At 67.1% G+C, this 17,018-nt stretch carries 15 protein-coding genes and 4 pseudogenes; 5 read left to right on the forward strand and 14 right to left on the reverse strand.

The window, feature by feature from the left end; all coding sequences use genetic code 11:
- The 7 genes and pseudogenes from QMO14_RS25755 to QMO14_RS25785 all read right to left on the reverse strand — a co-directional run.
- Positions 1-538 (reverse strand): annotated as a pseudogene (locus QMO14_RS25755) (bifunctional glyoxylate/hydroxypyruvate reductase B); the annotation flags it as partial.
- A gap of 5 nt (positions 539-543) precedes the next feature.
- On the reverse strand, positions 544-1,497 hold the full coding sequence (locus tag QMO14_RS25760; RefSeq protein ID WP_301510637.1) for a sugar kinase: 954 nt from the start codon (positions 1,495-1,497) through the stop codon (positions 544-546).
- Positions 1,498-1,511: 14 nt separating this feature from the next.
- Entirely contained in the window at positions 1,512-2,255 is a 744-nt protein-coding gene (locus QMO14_RS25765; protein WP_301510638.1) for a sugar phosphate isomerase/epimerase, read from the reverse strand.
- On the reverse strand, positions 2,255-3,010 hold the full coding sequence (locus QMO14_RS25770; protein WP_301510640.1) for an amino acid ABC transporter ATP-binding protein: 756 nt from the start codon (positions 3,008-3,010) through the stop codon (positions 2,255-2,257). The genes QMO14_RS25765 and QMO14_RS25770 overlap by 1 nt, the downstream gene beginning before the upstream one ends.
- 25 nt (positions 3,011-3,035) lie before the next feature.
- Positions 3,036-3,833, reverse strand: coding sequence for a transporter substrate-binding domain-containing protein (locus QMO14_RS25775; protein WP_301510641.1), 798 nt, complete (start codon positions 3,831-3,833; stop codon positions 3,036-3,038).
- A 61-nt stretch (positions 3,834-3,894) separates the two neighbouring features.
- Positions 3,895-4,548 carry an amino acid ABC transporter permease gene (locus QMO14_RS25780; RefSeq protein WP_301510642.1) on the reverse strand — a complete coding sequence of 218 codons (654 nt, stop codon included), beginning with the start codon at positions 4,546-4,548 and terminating at the stop codon, positions 3,895-3,897.
- A 27-nt stretch (positions 4,549-4,575) separates the two neighbouring features.
- A complete protein-coding gene (locus QMO14_RS25785) occupies positions 4,576-5,247 on the reverse strand; it encodes an amino acid ABC transporter permease (protein ID WP_126021763.1) in 672 nt (223 codons plus the stop codon).
- Positions 5,248-5,391: 144 nt separating this feature from the next.
- Here QMO14_RS25785 and QMO14_RS25790 point away from each other — a divergent pair, with 144 nt between their 5' ends.
- Positions 5,392-7,080 (forward strand): hypothetical protein, encoded by a 1,689-nt coding sequence (locus QMO14_RS25790; RefSeq protein WP_301510643.1) that lies wholly within the window; start codon positions 5,392-5,394, stop codon positions 7,078-7,080.
- Here QMO14_RS25790 and QMO14_RS25795 read toward each other — a convergent pair.
- A complete protein-coding gene (locus tag QMO14_RS25795) occupies positions 7,028-7,414 on the reverse strand; it encodes a hypothetical protein (RefSeq protein ID WP_301510644.1) in 387 nt (128 codons plus the stop codon). The genes QMO14_RS25790 and QMO14_RS25795 overlap by 53 nt on opposite strands.
- A gap of 342 nt (positions 7,415-7,756) precedes the next feature.
- On the opposite strand from QMO14_RS25795, the gene QMO14_RS25800 reads away from it, so the two are divergent.
- Positions 7,757-8,512, forward strand: coding sequence for a metallophosphoesterase (locus QMO14_RS25800; RefSeq protein WP_301510646.1), 756 nt, complete (start codon positions 7,757-7,759; stop codon positions 8,510-8,512).
- 178 nt (positions 8,513-8,690) lie between these two features.
- Here the strand turns inward: QMO14_RS25800 and QMO14_RS25805 are convergent.
- Positions 8,691-10,287: pseudogene (locus tag QMO14_RS25805) on the reverse strand (tannase/feruloyl esterase family alpha/beta hydrolase).
- Between the two features lie 352 nt (positions 10,288-10,639).
- On the opposite strand from QMO14_RS25805, the gene QMO14_RS25810 reads away from it, so the two are divergent.
- Positions 10,640-11,122: a MarR family winged helix-turn-helix transcriptional regulator gene (locus QMO14_RS25810; RefSeq protein ID WP_301510647.1), complete on the forward strand. Its 483-nt coding sequence runs from the start codon at positions 10,640-10,642 to the stop codon at positions 11,120-11,122.
- 75 nt (positions 11,123-11,197) lie between these two features.
- On the opposite strand, the pseudogene QMO14_RS25815 reads toward QMO14_RS25810, so the two are convergent.
- Together QMO14_RS25815 and QMO14_RS25820 are read right to left on the reverse strand one after the other, a co-directional pair.
- Positions 11,198-11,467: pseudogene (locus QMO14_RS25815) on the reverse strand (isochorismatase family protein); the annotation flags it as partial.
- Positions 11,461-11,640 (reverse strand): annotated as a pseudogene (locus QMO14_RS25820) (SAM-dependent methyltransferase); the annotation flags it as partial. The pseudogenes QMO14_RS25820 and QMO14_RS25815, both read right to left, overlap by 7 nt.
- Between QMO14_RS25820 and gloB the strand changes: the two are divergent.
- On the forward strand, positions 11,639-12,427 hold the full coding sequence (gene gloB, locus QMO14_RS25825; protein ID WP_301510648.1) for a hydroxyacylglutathione hydrolase: 789 nt from the start codon (positions 11,639-11,641) through the stop codon (positions 12,425-12,427). The pseudogene QMO14_RS25820 and the gene gloB overlap by 2 nt on opposite strands.
- On the forward strand, positions 12,424-14,046 hold the full coding sequence (locus tag QMO14_RS25830; RefSeq protein ID WP_301510649.1) for a transglycosylase SLT domain-containing protein: 1,623 nt from the start codon (positions 12,424-12,426) through the stop codon (positions 14,044-14,046). The genes gloB and QMO14_RS25830 overlap by 4 nt, the downstream gene beginning before the upstream one ends.
- 24 nt (positions 14,047-14,070) lie before the next feature.
- Here QMO14_RS25830 and QMO14_RS25835 read toward each other — a convergent pair whose 3' ends face one another.
- From QMO14_RS25835 to QMO14_RS25845, 3 genes are all read right to left on the reverse strand, one after another.
- Complete coding sequence (locus tag QMO14_RS25835; RefSeq protein ID WP_301510650.1) at positions 14,071-15,261, reverse strand: low temperature requirement protein A; 1,191 nt, start codon at positions 15,259-15,261, stop codon at positions 14,071-14,073.
- A gap of 68 nt (positions 15,262-15,329) precedes the next feature.
- Positions 15,330-16,166, reverse strand: coding sequence for an ABC transporter permease (locus QMO14_RS25840; RefSeq protein WP_301510652.1), 837 nt, complete (start codon positions 16,164-16,166; stop codon positions 15,330-15,332).
- Positions 16,166-16,981, reverse strand: coding sequence for an ABC transporter ATP-binding protein (locus QMO14_RS25845; RefSeq protein ID WP_301510654.1), 816 nt, complete (start codon positions 16,979-16,981; stop codon positions 16,166-16,168). The genes QMO14_RS25840 and QMO14_RS25845 overlap by 1 nt, the downstream gene beginning before the upstream one ends.
- Between the last annotated feature and the right edge of the window lie 37 nt (positions 16,982-17,018).

Below are 17,018 nucleotides of genomic sequence, written 5' to 3' on the forward strand. Positions count from 1 at the left end.
GGCGAAGGCGAGCACCTCGCCCGCGTCCTTCACCGGATCGGCCGTGCCCGCCACCAGCGGCGCGCCCACCTTCATCGCGAGCTTGCGGGCCTGCACCTTGTCGCCCAGCATCGCAATGGCGGCCGGCGACGGGCCGATCCAGGTCAGGCCCGCGTCGATGACCCTCGACCACGCGGCGCTGCGTGGCCATGAGGATCGCGAACACCGTGTCGGCCACCGTCTCGGTGAGCACGTCGGGCGTGTGGCACAGCACGATGCCGCGCCTGTGCAGCTCGGCCAGCGGGTAGTTGTCGACGCCGACCGAGACGCTCGAAATCACTTCGAGCTGCGGCGCGGCATCGAGCAGCGCGGCATCGACCGTGTGGCTGGAGCCGATCAATCCGTGCGCGGTGCGCAGCGCGGCGGCGAAGGCCTCGGGCTCCTTGCGCGGATCGGCCACGGTGACGTTGTGCGCGGCCTGCAGGCGCGCGAGCTGGTCCTCGGGCAGCGGCCGGAAGACGAGGATGTTCTTCTTCTGCATGTTCGACGTGTTCGCCATGGCGTTCAGAGCCCCGCTTCTTCGAGTTGAGCCCGCGTTGGCAGGCCTTCGGTATCACCCAGCACCTGCACGGCGCGCGCGCCGATCCAGGCGCCGCGGCGCACGGCGTCGGGCACGCTGCGGCCTTCGAGCAATGCGCTCACCACGCCGGCCGCGAAGCCGTCGCCCGCGCCCACGGTGTCGATCACTTCCTTCACCGGGAAGCCGTCCACGCGGCCGGTGCCGGCCACGTCGCTGTCGTAGTAGGCGCCCTCGGCGCCTAGCTTGACCACCACCAGCTTCGCGCCGCGCTCGCGATAGAACTTCGCCACGTCTTCCGGCTTGCCGTGGCCGGTGAGCAGCAGTCCCTCTTCGATGCCGGGCAGCACCCAGTCGGCGCGCGAGGCGAGTTCGTTGATCCAGTGGCGCATGGTCTCGGTGGACGACCACAGCGTGGGGCGCAGGTTGGTGTCGAAGGAAATGGTGCGGCCCGCGGCGCGCATCACTTCCATGCTCTTGAGCGCGGCCTGCAGGCTGGTGTCGGAGATGGCGGCGAACACGCCGGTGGCGTGCAGGTGGCGCGCCGAGCGCAGCCATGCCTCGTCGACGTCGGCCGGGCCCATGTGGCTCGCGGCCGAGCCCTTGCGGTGGTATTCGATCGGCGGGTCGCTGCCGTCGGTGACGCGGCCCTTGAACTGGAAGCCGGTGCGCTGCGTCGCGTCGGTGATGACGTGCGAGCAGTCGATGCCCTCCGCGCGCATCGCGGCCAGCAATGCGCGGCCCATCGAGTCGGTGCCGAGCCGGCTGGCCCAGCCCACCTTGAGGCCCAGGCGCGACAGGCCGATGGCCACGTTGGTCTCGGCGCCGGCGGTGCGCTTGTGGAAGGACTGCGCGTCTTCCAGCGGGCCGGGCCGGTCGGCCACGAGCAGCAGCATGGCCTCGCCGAAGAGCGCGACATCGAAGGCGGCGGGTTCTGTCATCTGTTTTTTCGTCCCTATGCGCGCGCGGCGCGGATGAAGTCGATCTGCGAGCGGGTGACGGCCAGCAGGTGGTCGCCCACCAGAGGGTATTCGATGGCGTGCGGCACGTCGGCCGGCAGCGCGCGCAGCACCGAGCGCCACGGCGCGACCGAATCGCCCAGCGGCACCGCCACCCACTTGTGCGGCAGCCGCTGCACGCCCTTGCAGTGCACGTAGCGCACGCGATGGCCCAGCGCCTGCGCGGCCTGCAGCGGGCACTCGCCGAGCCAGTGCCAGTTGCCCATGTCGAAGGTCATGCCCAGCGAAACACCCGCGCGGTCGGCCGCGTCGAAGAAGGCCTGCAGCGCGGGCAGCGTGCCGGCGCGCACTGTCTGGTCGTTCTCGATCAGCAACTCGACGCGGGTTTCGGCAAGCTCCACCTTCAGGCCCCAGAGCGAGCCATGCGATGAGGGCTGGAAGTCGCCGATGGACATCTTCAGCCGCTTCGCGCCCACGCGCGTGGCCGCGGCGATGCCGCGCTTGAGCGCGGCGCTGTCGAGCCAGCCGCCTTCGGCCCACAGGCCTTCGGGGCTGGAGTACACCGATGCCAGTCCGTTCAGCGCGGGCAGTTCCGCGTCGGCGTCGCGCAGCATCTCTCCACGCACTTCCACCGAATCGGCACCGGCCGCGCGCGCAAGCTGCGAGCACCAGAGCTGGCCGTGCCGGCCCACCTCGGCCGCACCGAAGGACGACAGAGAAATCAGGACCTCGAAGGACATCAGTGGCCTTGGTGCGAACTCAGGATCTGGCCGAGGAACTGGCGCGTGCGCTCGTCCTTGGGGTTGCCGAAGAACTCCTGCGGCGGCGCCTGCTCGACGATCTTTCCTTCGGCCATGAAGATCACGCGGTCGGCCACGCTGCGGGCAAAGCCCATCTCGTGCGTCACGCACAGCATGGTCATGCCGTCTTCGGCCAGGCCGATCATGGTGTCGAGCACTTCCTTGACCATCTCGGGGTCGAGCGCGGAGGTGGGCTCGTCGAACAGCATGATCTTGGGCGCCATGCACAGCGCCCGCGCGATCGCCACGCGCTGCTGCTGGCCGCCCGAGAGCTGGCTGGGGTACTTGCCGGCCTGCTCGGGAATTCGCACGCGCGTGAGGTACTTCATCGCCACCTCTTCGGCCTGCGCCTTCGTCATGCCGCGCGAGCGCATCGGCGCGAGCGTGCAGTTCTCGAGGATGGTGAGGTGCGGAAACAGGTTGAACTGCTGGAACACCATGCCGACTTCGGCACGCACGGCATCGACATTCTTGCCGCCGGCCGTGAGGTCGATGCCGTCGACCACGATGCGGCCCTTCTGCACTGTCTCCAGACGGTTGATGCAGCGGATCAGCGTGGACTTGCCCGAGCCCGAGGGCCCGCAGATCACGATGCGCTCGCCCTGGCGCACCGACAGGTCGATGCCGGTCAACACCTGGAATTCACCGTACCACTTGTTGACCGCTTCCATGCGGATGATCGATTCCGTCGTCATGCCAGGATTTCCTTCAGCCCGCGTCTCAGTTCATTTTCGGCAGGTCGGCCTGCAGCCACTTCTGATAGAGCTTGTTCAGCTCACCGTTGGCGGTGTTCTTCTGCACGAACTCGTTGACGGCCTTGTGCAGCTCTTCCTGGCCGGGGCGCATCGCGATGCCCATGGACTGCTGCACCAGCGTGAACTTGTTTTCGAAAGTGTTGGCCGGCACGCGCTTGGCGATCTGCGCCGCCACGGTGACCGAGCAGCCGATGGCGTCGACCTGGCCCGAGATCAGCGCCTGCATGGCCGAGGCGTCGTCGTCGAAGCGGCGGATTTCGGTGCCTTCGGGCGCGGCCTTGGTCACGGCCACGTCCTGCGTCGAGGCGCGGGCCACGCCCACGCGCAGGCCCTTCAGGTCGCCCGCGCCCTTGATGGAGGTCTTGGTCGCGCCGTACAGCACGATGGTCGCCGCCGCGTAGGGCTGCGAGAACTGGACCTGCTTGGCGCGCTCGGGCGTGATGGCCAGCGAGGCCACCAGCAGGTCGACCTTGTTGGTCAGCAGGAAGGGGATGCGGTTGGGGCCCGTCACGGGAACGATGTTGGCCTTCACGCCCCAGTCCTTGGCCAGCAGCTTCGCCACGTCGGCGTCGTAGCCGTCGGGCTGGTTCTGCGCATTGGTGGTGCCGTAGGGCGGGAAGTCGACCAGCATGCCGATGGTGATCTCGCCCTTCTTCTTGATGTCGGCCACGCTCTGCGCCGAGGCGAAGGGAGCGAACACGGTGAGGGCGGCGCCGAGGCCGAGGGCTGCGAGCGCGGCACGGCGGGAGGTGGTACGGGTCATTGGGTATGTCTCCTGGACGATGAAAGGAAGGACGGGAACGAAAAACGAAAGAGCAATGGGGTCAGCGTGCGAGTGCCCGGGCGCGCTTGCGCTCCATGCTTGCGGCCAGCAAGGACAGCGGCCAGCAGATCGCGAAGTAGATGGCCGCCACCACCGAGAACACGATGAGCGGCTGGAAGGTGGCGTTGTTGACGATCTGCCCCGCGCGCGTGACCTCGACGAAGCCGATGATGGCCGCCAGCGAGGTGCCCTTGATGATCTGCACCAGGTAGCCCACCGTGGGCGCCAGCGCGATCTTGAAGGCCTGCGGCAGCACCACGTCGCGCATGCGGTCGACGTACCTGAGGCTCAGGGCCTGCGCCGCCTCCCACTGGCCGCGCGGAATGGCCTCGATGCAGCCGCGCCAGATCTCGCCGAGGAAGGCGCCGCTGTTGAGGATGAGCGCCACGCCCGCGGCGACCCATGGGTTGATGTCCAGCCCCAGCACCGGCGCGCCGAAGAACACCAGGAACAGCTGCAGCAGCAGCGGCGTGCCCTGGAAGATCTGGATGAAGGTGGTCGAGGCGCCTCGCGCCCACGCCGATTCCGACGTGCGCATCAGCGCGAGGGCCAGGCCCAGGATCGCGCCGCCCACGAAGGCGATGGCCGACAGCGCGAGCGTCCACTTGGCCGCTTCGAGGATGAAAAGGAATTCGGGAAAGCCGAAGGTGCGCATGGTGTCTGCTCCGTCCGTGGTCTGGGTTTACCGGCGGTCCGGGTAATTGAGCGTGCGCTTGTAGATCAGCTTGAACATGGCCGAGAAGGCCAGCGCCAGCGCAAGGTAGATGGCGGCCACGACGATGTAGATCTCGAAGCTGCGGAAGGTCTGCGACTGCAGGTTGGCGGCCACCGAGGTCAGGTCGTCGGCCGAGATGACCGAGACCACCGCAGAGCTCAGCATCAGCAGGATGAACTGGCTCGTGAGCGCCGGGTAGATGGCCTTGAGCGCGGGCTTGATGATGACGAAGCGGAAGATTTCCCAGGGCTTGAGGTTCAGCGCCCTGCCCGCCTCGATCTGCCCCTTGGGAATCGACTCGATGCCCGCGCGGATGATTTCCGTGGCGTAGGCGCCCAGGTTCACCACCATGGCCACCAGCGCGGCCGTCTGCGGCGACCAGCGCAGCCCGATGGCCGGCAGCGCGAAGAAGAAAAAGAACAGCTGCACGAGGAACGGCGTGTTGCGGATCACCTCGATGTAGGCATTGATGATGAAGCGCAGCCAGCCCGGCCCCGAGGTCTTGCCCCAGGCGCAGAAGATGGCCACCACCAGCCCCAGCACCGTGGCAACGAGCGAAAGCTGGATCGTGATCCAGGTGCCCTTGAGCAGCAGCGGCCAGGCGGCGAAGACGGCGTCGAATTGAAACTGGTAGTTCATGGTGGGCGGAGCCGGAAGCTGCGCGGCGCGAACGCGCGCATACCCTGAAAGCAAGGCTTGCAGCTTATATGAAACCGGTTTCAGGAACGCATAGGGATTCCCCTAGGTGGTCGTTTTGACCCACCTTCTGCCTACTTCAAGTCCATGCTGAACCCACCCATGGCCGACATGCCCGCAGAGGCGAATGCGCTTGCCACAAGCGCGCCCACCGTGCAGCACTTCAGGCAGGCGCTGCTGTGGCCGCTGCGGCTGATGCCCGCACCGCACGCCGGGCACCATCACGCGCCCTGGCACGTGCTGCGCGAGATGGGCGATGCATCGCCCTGGCGCGAGGAAGTCGACGAATACACGGGCGACAGCAGCCGCTTCCACGAGCGGCACTACAACGAGTTCGTGAGCTTCCTGCCGTATGTGCAGCGCTTCCTGTATGGAGAGGGCCGCTCGCGCGGCAACGGGACTGGCGGCGACGGCGATTCGCCGATGCGCATCTTCCGCCGCCACGACGTGGCCGCCGTGCGCCTCGTGTCGAAGCCGGGCGACGCGCCGGTCACGCTCGACGTGATCCATTGCGACCTGTACTTCTTCTTCGACATCGACGTGGTGATGCTGAATCTCGAAGTCGGCGCCAGCGACCTGAGCCTCGCGCAGGCGCAGGACGTCCTCTACCGCTTCGGCCGCGCCTACCCCTCTGGCTGGGAGGCCGACGGCTCGGCGCTGCACTGCATGGCCAGCGTCGAATGGCTGGGCGCCGACGGCCGCGTGCTCGCGAGCTCCGACGCGCAGCAGCGCGAGGCCTTTCTCTCGCATGTGGCGCAGCACCGCGCGCCGCGCATCGCCGCGCACTGGGCCCATCTGATGCAACCGCTGGTGAGCGACCATTCCGAAGATGCGGGCGTGCTGCGCTACCGGCAGATCGAGTACTACCGCATGCCGGTGATGGCCTACCTGTCGCTGGACGACCCGCGCCGCCTCACGCGCGACGACTTCGTGCGGCTCGCCCTCGTCACCGGCGCGGGCGCTACCGATGCCCACCTGCCCTACGCCGAGCACCATCTCGCCGACTTCGAGCACAAGTACTGCTACGACCGCTTCTGGGTGAACGCGGGCGCCGCGCCCAACACGCGCTACCTGTGCAACGGCCACGCGCTCATCGTGGTGGGCGACGCGCGCTCCGAGTTCTTCTGCTGCCGCGACCGCGGCGTGCTCGCGCAGTTCAGGCACCAGCACTTCCTGCTGTTCCTCATCGCGCACTTCCAGAAGGCCTCGCTGCTGATGTTCTCCGACCAGCTGGTGGAGGCGCTCAAGCGGCTGGACATCCGCAGCACGCCGAGCGTGAAGCAGTTCAAGCGCGCCATCCGCGCGAGCTTCGAGCGGTTTTTGCGCTTCACGCACCGCTACTGGTTTCACGAGATCTCGGAGCAGGCGCAGGTGCGCGCCCTCTCCCACATGTGCGCCACGCACCTCGGGCTCGACCCGCTCTACGACGAGGTCAAGGCGCGCATCGCCGACATGAATACGTACCTCGACGCCGACAGCCTGCGCCGCCAGGCCGCCACCGTGGTGCGGCTCACGGTGGTCACGCTCTTCGGCCTCATCGGCACCATCACCACCGGCTTCCTCGGCATGAACCTGCTGGCCGAGGCCGAGGCGCCGCTGTGGCGAAAGGCCGTGTGGTTCGGCGTGGTGTTCGTGGCGACGACCTGGCTCACCATCTACACGATGGTGAAGTCGCAGCGGCTCTCCGACTTCATCGATGCGCTGTCGAACGACAGGCTGGGGTTCAGGGGCAAGCTGGCGGCGCTGGCGAAGGTGTGGCGGCCTGGGGCGGATTGACTGATTTCCCCAGAGCATCGCGCAAGGAAGCGATCGTGCTGTCAGCAGCGTCGATTCGCCGATGCAGCTCCTCATTGACCAGGCGGAACAGAGCACCGAATTCGGATCGGGTCGGATAGATCTCCTCGCGCTCGTTCATCTGCACCGGAACGACGAGCTTTTCGAGGCACACATAGGCGCTGTGCACCTGGCGAATGCCCTCGACGTCGTCGCCTGCCTGCAGGGCAACCGACTCGGCATTTGCATTTGCATTCGAATGGGGAGGAACCGGCTTCGGTGTCGAGGCGGTATCGGTTTTCGGCGCGTGCTTGAGCACGCGGGCAGACTTGGTCACGGACGACCTCCAGAGGTTGCGATTTGCAAAAACCGCCGCTCTCGCTGTCAAACGAGGGCGGCAGCTCGGACGGGTTGACAGACCGGGCAACCTCTTGCGAGAAACCGGCAGGGCGCGAGCCCTCCCATCCGAGCCGCCAAAACTGGAGGCGCGAACGAAAAAGCCGCAGATCCTGCGGGAACTGCGGCTCACGTCGCAGAGATTGCTTCAGGCTGTCAAACCCGATCACGCCTTGCTAGGCGTGACGGGCGCAGTATAGCCACGCAGTTGGCTCGCGGCCGTGTGGCTCGGCATTGGTGTCCGTGGCGGCGACTCGGTTCGCGATTCCCTCAGAATCGGCGCATGCGCATTGCCATCGTCTCGGACATCCACGGAAACCTTCCCGCACTCGAAGCCGTCGTCGAGGACATCGGCCGACGTAGCGTCGATGTCGTCGTCAACCTGGGCGACAGCCTCTCCGGCCCGCTGATGCCGCTGGAAACCGCACGTTTCCTGATGGCACGGGACTGGATTCATCTCGCGGGCAACCACGAGCGCCAGGTGCTCACCCGGCCCGCAGGCAAGCGCGGCGCATCGGACGAATTCGCCCATGCACGGCTCGGCCCGCAGGAGTTCGCGTGGATGGCTTCGCTCGAACACAGCCTGCGATTGAACTCCGACGTGCTGCTGTGCCACGGCACGCCGGACAGCGACCTGCACTACTTCCTGGAGACGGTCGAGCCAACGCTGCTTCGACCGGCCACGATGCCCGAGATCGATGCAAGGCTCGGCACGGTCGATGCGCAGGTGCGGCTCGTCGCCTGCGGGCACACGCACGTGCCGCGGGTGGTTCGCGCTTCGGGCGGGCAGCTGATCGTCAATCCGGGCAGCGTCGGGCTGCAGGCTTACGACGACATCCACCCGCATCCGCACATCGTCGAGACGGGCTCGCCCGATGCGCGCTATGCCGTCGTCGAGCGACTGGCCAACGGAGATTGGACTTCGACGCTGGTCTCGGTGCCCTACGACCACGCGAGCATGGCGGCGCTTGCGATGGCCAATGGCAGGCCGGACTGGGCGAGCGCGCTCGCCACTGGCCGGATGCCCTCAGGCCGTTGACGCTACGCGCGGAATACATGCCGACTCGGCGGGCAAAGAAAAACCCGCCGAAGCGGGTCGATTGCGTCGCAGAGGTTGCTTCGGGCTGCCAGACCCGATCACGCCTCATTCGGCGTGACGGGCGCAGTACAGCCAAGCAGCTCGCTCACGGGCCGGGTGCTACCAGGCACGAAGCCTTTCATTGGCAGCTGAAACTCTCTGCCTTCTCGATGTCACCCGTGCCCTTGTAGCGCGCAACCTTCGGGTAGGCGCAGAGCGGCCGGGTGCGAGTGGGCGACCAGCCGGAAGGCACGTCCGCGTTCACGCCGCCCGCGTTGCCTGCACCGCGCGCCGAAGCGACGACGGAATCGGCGGCCTCGCCCTTCTCCACCCAATTGACGAGCGGTGCGAGCATGTCGAACTGGTCGGTGGTCGGCCCGCCGGCGCAGTGGTTCATTCCGGGCACCCGATAGAAGCGTGCGAAGTTGGATGCATCGCCGCCGTTGGCCGCCATCAGCTGGTCATACCAGTGCTGCGTGTCGTCGCTCGAGAAGATGGGGTCGCTCGTTCCGTGTGGCCATGACCTTGGCGCCGCGCTTCTTCAAGCGACTCAGATCGGTAGGGTTCGGCGGCGTCATGAACGAAAGCGAGTTCTCGGTGTAGAGGCCGTCGGTCGACGTGATCTTCGCGAGGATCGAATCGATGTTGGCCGTGAGCGTGAAGTTGGGGCCGTTGAAGCCGGACGGGTTCTCTGGCGGCACCTGCCAGACGAAGGCGACCGCGCCCGAGTCGAGGTTCAATGAATTCGAGAACTTCCAAGATGACCAGCCGGTGGTGTTCAGGCCCGCGTCGAACGGAAAGCTCGCATAGATCTTCTTTCCGCCGCCGTCGAGCGCACCCGCGAAGAGCTGCCCGATGCGAAGCTTCTGGTCGGCCGAGAGGCATGTGCCATCGCGCGAGCCGCTGCAGGTGGGAACGTCACGGTCGAGGGAGAAAGCCGCCTGGCATGCGCCGGTGTCCTGGACGATGCCGTCTGTGGTGCCGTCGAGGGCGTCGCACTTGGCGAGGACCGCATTGGAGACCAGGGTGCGTTCGGCGAGCGTGAAGCCCGTGCCCGGATCGCCCGGGGTGGTTGCCAGGGCGTTGTAGTTCTGGGCGCCGACGATGTTGGCGGAGGCCGCAAGGGGAAGCCGGAAACCGGGGTCGCCCACCAGGAAACCGTCGTAGTCGTCCGCATAGCGTGACATGGCGACCATGGTGTGGCGCCCGCCGTTGGAGCAGCCGCCGATGTAGGAGCGGTCCGGCCCCTTGCCATAGGCCGACGCGATCAACGCCTTCGCCATCGGCGTGAGCTTGCCGACCGCCTGGTAGCCGTAGTCGAGGCGGGCCTGCGGATCGATGCCGAAGAACGGCGTGGGCGCCTGGTGCCCCGCGTCGGAGCTGATCACCGCGAAGCCCTTGTTCAGCGCGTTGTCCAGAACGCCGCCTCCGCCCACAGGCCCCGCGGCGGTGCCGATGCTGCCGTCGAGCCCCCCGTTGGCCTGATAGAAATACCGCCCGTTCCAGTTGACCGGCAAACGCATCTCGAAGCCGATCGCATAGCTCTGGCCATCGACCGGACTCGTGCGCTGATACATCGCTCCGCGCACCTGGCAATGCGCCCCCACCGGCTTGCCGGCGACGCTCAGGGTGCCGGCGGCAATCGAATTGGCGGCAGTGATCGTCGTGTTGGCAAAGGTGAAGCCGGCGAGCGAGGCGCAATCGATGAGCGCCGCGCCGGTGGCCGCGCCGAGCACCGGCAGTGTCTCGACGGGCGGCGCCGGATTGTCGGGGGGAGTCACGGGATTGCCGTTGCCGGCCGGCGGGGTGTTCGTCGGCGTACCGGTCGTCGGGAACGAACCGACGAAGCCGCCACCGCCATTTCCGCCGCCGCAGGCGGTCAGCAATGAAGCGACAAGGATCAGGGATGCGGGGGTCTTCAAGAATGTCTCCTTCGACGCCTGGATGCGGCGCCTATAGTTAATCTACTTAACTATCAAAGATAACCAGTTATGGTTTTCCATTAAGCAGTTTTCACTCCAGAGACGATCTCCCGATCAAGTTAGATCAGGCAGTGAATCACTTGGAGGCAGAACGACAATGCCCGGAATGCCCAAGAACAGAAGCAATCCGGTAGATGCCACACCAGCGGGCCGGCTGGTCGAAGCGTCCCTGCACCACGTGCTCGGCTATCAGCTCGCGCAGGCGACGATCGTCACAGACGCAGTGTTCGCCGAGCGAGTGGGCGCACCTTTCGACCTGCGCCCCGTCGAGTTCACGGTGCTGTGCCTCATTCACGAAAATCCCGACGTGTCGGCCGCCCGCCTGGCGAAGGCGCTCGCGGTCACGGCGCCCAACATCGCGGCATGGCTCGAACGGCTGGAGAGGCGAGAGTTGATCCGCCGCACCCCGCACGCAACGGATCGAAGGGCCCAGTACCTTCGCACCACCCCGACCGGCGCAACGCTTGCCAGCAGCGCTACACGGTTGGTGATCGAAGGCGAGCAGCATGTGCTCGGCAACCTCTCCAAGGGCGAGCAATTGATCCTGATCGAGCTCCTGCACAAGGTTGCCGTGTCACGCCGGGTGTGAGCATTCAGGCATCCATTCGATGCAGGCTCTTTCGCCTGCCGGCGCGCCCGTGCCGCGCGCGGTTCGTGGAGGCGTTCAGTCGCCGAACGCGACTTCCGCGCTGGCCACTGCGCGGATCGGCACGCCGAAGCTCGTGATGCCCGACAACGTGGCGTTGTGATGCTCGCGGATCTTCGCGCCCGTGGCGTGCTGCTTGTCGTGCGAAGTGTGCGCATCGGCCGCGAGCACCACGTGGTAGCCGAGCGCGGCGGCGCGGCGCACTGTCGTGTCCACGCAGAACTCCGAGGAATAGCCGCAGACCACCACGCGCTTCACGCCGTGCTCGGAGAGCCAGGCTTCCAGCGGTGCGGCATGCGGTTGGCGCGAAGCCCGTCGACCTCGGCGGCGCCCAGCTGGAGCGCGTGATAGCCGAATACATCGGCCACCGCCTGATCGAACTGGGCCTGCTCCCAAGCCAGCAGGTACCGCCCCGGGGGGGTCGCGAACCAATCCTGCAAACCTATAATTTGACCGCTCATGACCCTTGTTCCGCTGCCCGCCTTCGCTGACAACTACATCTGGATGCTGCACGACGGGTCCCACGCCATCGTGGTGGATCCGGGCGATGCCCAGCCGGTGTTCGACGCGCTGGCGCGCGACAAGCTGCAACTGGCCGCGATTCTAGTCACGCACCATCACCCCGATCACACGGGTGGCGTGGCCGCGCTGCATGCAGCCACCGGGGCCAAGGTATGGGGTCCCGCGCGCGAGCGCATCCCCGAGCCCTTCACGCCGCTGGCGCAAGGCGACGTCGCCGAGGCGCTCGGACTGCGCTTCGAGGTCATCGACGTGCCAGGCCACACCGCCGGGCACATCGCGTATTTCCTGCCCGTCGGGCAGACCTCGCGCGAAGACGCGCCGCTGCTCTTCTGCGGCGACACGCTCTTCTCCGGCGGATGCGGGCGTCTCTTCGAGGGCACGCCCGCGCAGATGCTGGCTTCGCTCGACGCGCTCGCCGCATTGCCCGGCGACACGCGCGTGTGCTGCGCGCACGAGTACACACTTTCTAACCTGCGTTTCGCTCAGGCCGTGGAACCGGCCAACACCGAGCTGACTCACTACAACGCGCGCTGCGAAAGCCTGCGCGCGAAAGGGCAGCCCACGCTGCCGTCGCAACTGGCGCTCGAACGCCAGATCAACCCCTTTCTTCGCAGCCGCGAAGCCACTGTCCTTAGAGCGGTGCGTGCCTACGCCGAGCTGGCTGCCGATGCGGCGGAGGCCGATGTATTCGCTGCGCTGCGCCAATGGAAAAACGACTTCCGATGAAACTGATCGCTGCCACCTGCATTGCAGGTTCACTGGTGCTCGCGGGCTGCGCGGGCACGAACAACAATAACTCCTCCTCCTCTTCTTCCCCCACCTCGTCGTCACAGGCCGGCGGCACCGGCTCCAAGGTCGCCGGCAGCGCGGCCCCCGTCTATCCGCGCGACGCACTCTCCCCGCTGGCCAGCGGCCAGGCCCACTCGCAGAGCGTCGTCACGCTCGCGCCGCCGGTCGACATGTGGGACCGCATCCGCCGCGGCTTCAAGATGCCGGACCTCGACAACGACCTCGTGCGCGACCGCGAGCAGTGGTACGCCAGCAGGCCCGACTACATCCAGCGCATGACGGAGCGCTCCAACAAGTACATCTTCCACATCGTCGAGGAACTCGAGCGGCGGAACATGCCGACGGAGCTGGCGCTGCTGCCCTACATCGAGAGCGCGTTCAATCCGCAGGCCATCTCCAGCGCACGCGCCGCGGGCATGTGGCAGTTCATGCCGGCCACCGGCAACGACTTCGACCTCAAGCAGAACATCTTCCGCGACGACCGCCGCGACGTGGTGGCCTCCACCCGCGCCGCGCTCGACTACCTGCAGAAGCTCTACGGCATGTTCGGCGACTGGCAGCTCGCGCTGGCCGCCTACAACTGGGGTGAAGGCAGCGTGAGCCGCGCCATCGCCAAGAACCAGCGCCTGGGCCTGCCCACCACCTACAGCGACCTCACCATGCCGGCCGAGACGCGCATGTATGTGCCCAAGCTGCAGGCGGTGAAGAACATCGTGGCGAATCCGCAAGCCTTCAACACCGAGCTGCCGCTGATCGCCAACCACCCCTACTTCCAGACCGTCACTCTCACGCGCGACCTCGACGTGGAGCTCGCAGCCAAGCTGGCCGACGTGCGCCTGGAGGACTTCCGCGCGCTGAATCCCGCCGCGCACAAGCCGGTGCTGATCGCCGCCGGCACGCCGCAGATCCTGCTGCCCTGGGACAACGCCGCCGTGTTTCAGCGCAACTTCGACGCCTACGCGCAGGGCCAGTACGCCAGCTGGACCGCCTGGGTCGTGCCCAACACCATGACGGTGGCCGACGCCGCCCAGCGCTCGGGCATGAGCGAAAGCGACCTGCGCTCCATCAACAACGTCCCGCCGCGCATGCTCATCAAGGCCGGTTCGACGCTGATCGTGCCGCGGGGCGCCCGCGTGAAGGAAGACGTGGCGGCCGTGGTGGCCGATGGCGGCCACCTGAGCTTCCAGCCCGAGATCGTCACGCGCCGCACGACCGTGAAGGCCGGCCGCGCCGACAGCGTCGCGAGCATCGCGCGCCGCTACAACCTCAAGCCCGCCAGCGTGGCCGAGTGGAACGACGTGAAGCCGAACCACGCATTCAAGCGCGGCTACAGCGTCGTGGTGTACCTGCCAGTGCACGCAACGGTGGCCGCCCGCGCGGGCAGCGGCGCCAGGGCAACCTCGCATGCGGCTGCCGCCCCGGCCCGACGTGGTGGCGCGCGCTCACAGTCGGCCACCGCGCGGGGCGCTGGCAGCGTGATCAAGGTGCCTGCCAGCAGCAAGCGGCAGGTCGTGCGCGAGAAGCGCGGCGGCACGCCGTCCAAGAAAAAGCGCTGAGGCGCTGAAGATGAGGAAGAAGGCTCAGTGAGCCTTCGCGGCCTGCTGCGCCCGGCGGCGCACGATGGCCTCCATCGCCGCAACGCCGATCATGATGACGGTGGTGAGCGTTCCCACCACCAGCACCGTCAGGTGCGATGCGAAGACCGCGAGCACCGCAAGCAGGCCCAGCCCGAAGAGATGCGACTGCGGCAGGAAACCACGCACCACCCGCTTGAAGAGCGCGTTGCCGAACAGGTAGATCGCCGGGCCGCCGATCAGCGCGCCCAGGTACTTGAGTTCGGCATGGTGCGAGCCCTCGCCGATCGTCAGTTCGTCCGCCACGGCGCACACGATGATGCCGGCCACCAGGATCACGTGCGTGTAGTGGAACTTCGCGCCGATGGCGCCCGGGTCCTGCGCATGCTCGATGACGTGCGTCGCCTCCCTGGCGCTGGTGTCGAAGTACATCCACCACATCGCCAGGCTGCCCGCGAAGCCCACGAGCAGCGCGAACAGGTCGATGCCGTGCCATTCGACGTGATGCCCGAAGGCGATGCCGGTGGCCAGCACCGACTCGCCCAGCGCGACGATCACGAAGAGCTGGCAGCGCTCGGCGAGATGGCCGCCGTCGATGGTCCAGTCGCTGGTCAGCGAGCGGCCCAGGCCCGGAAAGCGCAAGCCGATCATCGGCGCGATGTACTCGCACAGCACGCCGCCGAACCACAGCGCGAGGCGCGCCTGCCCCTCGGCGAAGCCGCCGGCGATCCAGAACACGCCGGCCACGCAGTTCCAGGCCAGCAGGCGGCGGAAGTTCGGCGTGAGCGGATCGTTCGGGCCGATGGCGATCAGCATGCAGAAGGTGCGCCCCGCCTGGATGCCCACGAAGCACAGCGCGAACACCAGCCCGCGCTCGGCAAAGGCGCCCGGCAGCGCCGAGGCCATCACCATCGCCAGCAGCATGATCGCGAACAGCACGCCGCGGATGCGCAGCGTGCCGGGGTTGAACCAGTTGGTGGTCCAGGCCGTGTACTGCCAGCCCAGCCAGACGGCGAACCACATGACCAGCGTCTGCAGCGCCCCCATCAGCGTGAGGTGGTCGAGCAGGTAGTGGGAAAGCTGCGTGACGGAGAAGGCGTAGACCAGGTCGAAGAACAGTTCTTCGTTGGAGACCCGTGCCGCCTCGCCGCGCGAGCGCAGGGTCGTGGCCCGCCTGTGGTTGTTGTCGTGGCTCATTGTTCGTTACCCCCATGAATCGTTGCGGCGCTCCGCGACGCCGCGCGCGATCATCGCACGGGGAAGAACTAGAGCTTCTCGGTCTCGCCCGTCCTGGGCTGCCACTTCATCAGGTGTCGCTCTATGATTCCGACGACCCCGTCCAGCGCCAGCGCGAAGGCCGTGAGCACCACGATGCCTGCGAATACCGTGTTGACGTCGAAGGTGCCCTCGGCCTGCAGGATCAGGTAGCCCACGCCGCGCGCCGAGCCCAGGTACTCGCCCACCACCGCGCCCACGAAGGCCAGCCCCACCGAGGTGTGCAGGCTGGAGAACACCCAGCTGGTCGCGCTCGGCAGGTACACGGTGCGCAGCAGCTGCCGCTGGTTGGCGCCCAGCATCTTCGCGTTGGCCAGCACCACCGGGCTCACCTCGCGCACGCCCTGGTAGACGTTGAAGAACACGATGAAGAACACCAGCGTCACCGCCAGCGCCACCTTGCTCCAGATGCCCAGCCCGAACCACAGCGCGAAGATGGGCGCGAGGATCACGCGCGGCATCGAGTTGGCGGCCTTGATGTACGGATCGAGAATCAGGCTCGCCGTGGGCGCGAGCGCCAGCCACAGCCCGCAGGCCAACCCGAGCACGGTGCCGATGCCGAAGGCCAGCACCGTCTCCAGCAGCGTGGTGCCCAGGTGCTGGTAGATGTCGGCGTTGCCTTTCAACCCATCGGGAAAGAGCGCGTTGGCCGGCACCTCGAAGGGCAGGAACCAGCTCCAGATGCGCCCCGCCACCTGGATCGGCTCGCCGAGGAAGAAGGCGATCTGCTGGTTGCGCGAGGCGACATGCCACGCAACCAGGATCACCGCCAGCAGTGCCAGCTGCCAGAAGCGCGCGCTGCGTTCGTTCAAACCGAACCGTGCCATCACGCGGCCTTCCTGAGCTGCTGCGCATAACCCTTGAGCACCTCGTCGCGCAGCACTTCCCATATCTGGGTGTGCAGCTCGACGAAGCGCGGCTGCGTGCGCACCTCGGCCACGTCGCGCGGACGCGGAAGATCGATGGCGAACTCGCCGATGGGATGCGTGGCCGGGCCAGCAGACAACACCACCACGCGGTCGCTCATCGCAATGGCTTCGTCGAGGTCGTGCGTGATGAAGAGCACCGCCTTCTTCTTCGCGCTCCAGAGCTCCAGCACCTCGTTCTCCATCAGCTGGCGCGTCTGGATGTCGAGCGCGCTGAAGGGCTCGTCCATGAGGATGATGTCGGGATCGAGCACCAGCGTCTGCGCCAGCGCCACGCGCTTGCGCATGCCGCCGGAGAGCTGGTGCGGATAGCGGTCGCCGAAGCCAGAGAGGCCCACGCGCGAAAGCCATGCCTCGGCCTGCCCGCGCGCCTCCGACTCGGGCACGCCACGGTACTGCAGCCCCACCATCACGTTGTCGATGGCGCTGCGCCATGGCATCAGCGCCTCGGACTGGAACATGTAGCCGGCGCGCGCGTTGATGCCAGAGAGCGTCCGGCCGAAAACCTTCACCGTGCCCGAGGAAGGCTCCAGCAGGCCAGCGCCCACGTTCAGCAGCGTCGACTTGCCGCAGCCGGTGGGGCCGACCACCGAGACGAACTCTCCGGCCTTCACACGCAGCGTGGTGTCGGCCACCGCCGTGTAGCGCTGGCCCGGGTCGTCCTTCGAGACAAAGGTGCAGCTGATGGAGAGGAGTTCGAGTGCGTGGTCGGACATGGCAGAAAAAACCCGGCCTGAGCCGGGTCGCGGGACG

The sequence above is a fragment of the Variovorax sp. CAN15 genome (assembly GCF_030462475.1).
Lineage (GTDB): Bacteria > Pseudomonadota > Gammaproteobacteria > Burkholderiales > Burkholderiaceae_C > Variovorax.